The 2,060-nt window shown below is 63.7% G+C and carries 1 protein-coding gene and 1 pseudogene; both read right to left on the reverse strand.

The annotated features are described in order from the left end of the window. Positions 1-656: 656 nt before the first annotated feature. Positions 657-1,303, reverse strand: a pseudogene (locus tag ACFYP3_RS37645) (hypothetical protein). After that, entirely contained in the window at positions 1,300-1,869 is a 570-nt protein-coding gene (locus ACFYP3_RS37650; protein ID WP_388842616.1) for a hypothetical protein, read from the reverse strand. The pseudogene ACFYP3_RS37645 and the gene ACFYP3_RS37650 overlap by 4 nt, the downstream one beginning before the upstream one ends. Positions 1,870-2,060 lie beyond the last annotated feature (191 nt).

A 2,060-nucleotide genomic window follows, 5' to 3' on the forward strand; every position in this document is an offset into this window, starting at 1 on the left:
GACGTCGTCGTCGTTGTCCTCCGACAGCAGGCCGCATCCGGCGAGCAGGGATATGGACGCAAGGGCCGCAGTGATCTGCAGGCATCTGGTCCGGTGTAACACGTGCACGCTCCTCGATCAGCCAGGGGGTGCGGCAGACCCTACCGCAGTGCCCCACGAATCCAATTGGGTGGTCCCGTGGAGGCTTCTTTCATCCGCGCCTGAAAGGTGGGCGCTGATCAGCGCGGTTGCGGGTGACTTGTGATAGCCCCGTCCGTTTGCGTGGTGATCTTCACTCATACACCGGCAGCCGGAACTCGACTCCGTAGAAGAGGGCCAGAGCGGTGTGCGGGAATCGCACCGCAGGACGTCAGAGCCGCGATAATTTGACAGGTGAAAACCAGTTGCTGGTCCAGCCTGTCGCTTCCGACGCCGAGCCGCTCGCGGCCTCGGCGTCCCTAGCCTCGAGCCCCCGCGCCAACTGTCCCGGCGAACTCGGCAATGAGAGAAACAAGTTGATGCTAAGTAAAGCCTGTGCGGGGACGGTGCGCGAGAGCCACATGGGCCAGGGCGAACATTACAATTTCCCTACTTATCCGGTTCGCTCTCCGCTCTCTTTGTGAAATCGATTCCTTGCGCGCGACAGCCTCCAGCGCCGAAACGCCTCAGGCGCGGGGTCAAGCTTTTAGGAAACGGTGGAGAGATTCCGTCATACTCGCGACGAAGGAGTCGCGGGTCAGAACGGAGACCAAGTCCATGGACAGATAGGGGTTGAGGTCCTCCAGCTCGACGAGGAGCAGTTCGCCTTCCCGGGTCCGGCCGGCGTCCACGCGCTGGATGCCGTGATCGAGGGTGTTCCAGCTGATGAAGCGCCAGGCGAAGGCCAGATCCGCCTCGGTGGGCTCATAGGGCTCAAGGACCCAGCGTCGCTCCGGATCGGGGGCATGAAGGGCGTACTGGATGCCGCAGGCCACGGCTTGCTCCCGGAAGGTGTCGTACTCCTTCTGGCCGCGGGGTGGTCGATGGTGGGGATGACCGGATACGCGGCAGCGGTCAGGTCCAGCAGGTACTGCTTGCCAGCCATGTCGCCTCGGCCCGACAACGGATTGTAGATCCGGTCCACATGTGACGCCTGCTTCGGCGGATGCCCCACCATGGGTGTCGAACTCCGTGCCGCGCCGCCGTCCAGCATGGCACCACCACCCCGCGCACATGCCTGACGCCGAACCCGCTGACTCCAGACACACACCGCCGGCGCCGGGAGGGCGAGAGCCCGGCGCCCGTCAGGGGGCGTGCCTCTCAACGATGGCACGCCCCTTGTCAAGCGGGGGCCGGCTGCTGTTCCTCCAACACTTCAGCGACTTTCCGGGCCAGCGCCGCAACATCGGGCGACAGGTAGCTGTCCAGTGCTTCGACTTCGTCGGACAGCCGTGCCTTCAGGCCGTGAAGGCACGCCTCGGCGAACAGCTTCTGTGGATCGTTCTCAGGCGCCTGTGCTTGCTGTGCTTGGCGCTTGCCACGGCCATGCATCATTCGAAGCTGCGGCGCCCGCATGATTTCGTAGGAGGGCTCCTGGCCCAGCAGGCCAGCGAGGTGTGCGCGGTCGCCGTCCTGCGGGCCGGCGGCACGGTTGTCCTGCTGATCGACCTGCAGATAGCTGTGGAGTGTGTCCGGCGACATGCCAAGGTGCTGGCAGTACGCCGCGATAAGCATGGCCACCAGATTCAAGGTGTCCGCTGCATCCGTTGCCCGATACAAGGTCATTCGCTTCCAGGTATGAGCCTGGTCAGGCTCGGTGTACCGCAAAACTTCCTGGCAACTCATGATTGATTCGGAAACGAGTTCGTGGACCGCCCGGCGCAGCGGCTCAGGCATCGGGGTGCTTTCCATGGCCGCACGCTAGAGGGGTTGTGGCCCGCATCCCCGAATCGCGGCCCTTTGCTCACCTGGACGGACTACGCCGGGTCCGTACCCGAATGGCTCCTAAGAGCTCGTAACAAGATCTTGCTGAAGTGGCTTGGTTGGCCGTGACCGGTGTGAGGATTGGCCGTTCGTGATGCTGTGAGTACTCGGCCGTGGAT

It is taken from the genome of Streptomyces sp. NPDC005533 (assembly GCF_042871845.1).
Classification (GTDB): Bacteria; Actinomycetota; Actinomycetes; order Streptomycetales; family Streptomycetaceae; genus Streptomyces.

What these genes read in the sequence shown, in the direction of transcription:
- ACFYP3_RS37650 (WP_388842616.1), bottom strand. Translation starts at nt 1,869, where the DNA reads ATGGAAAGCACCCCGATGCCTGAGCCGCTGCGCCGGGCGGTCCACGAA.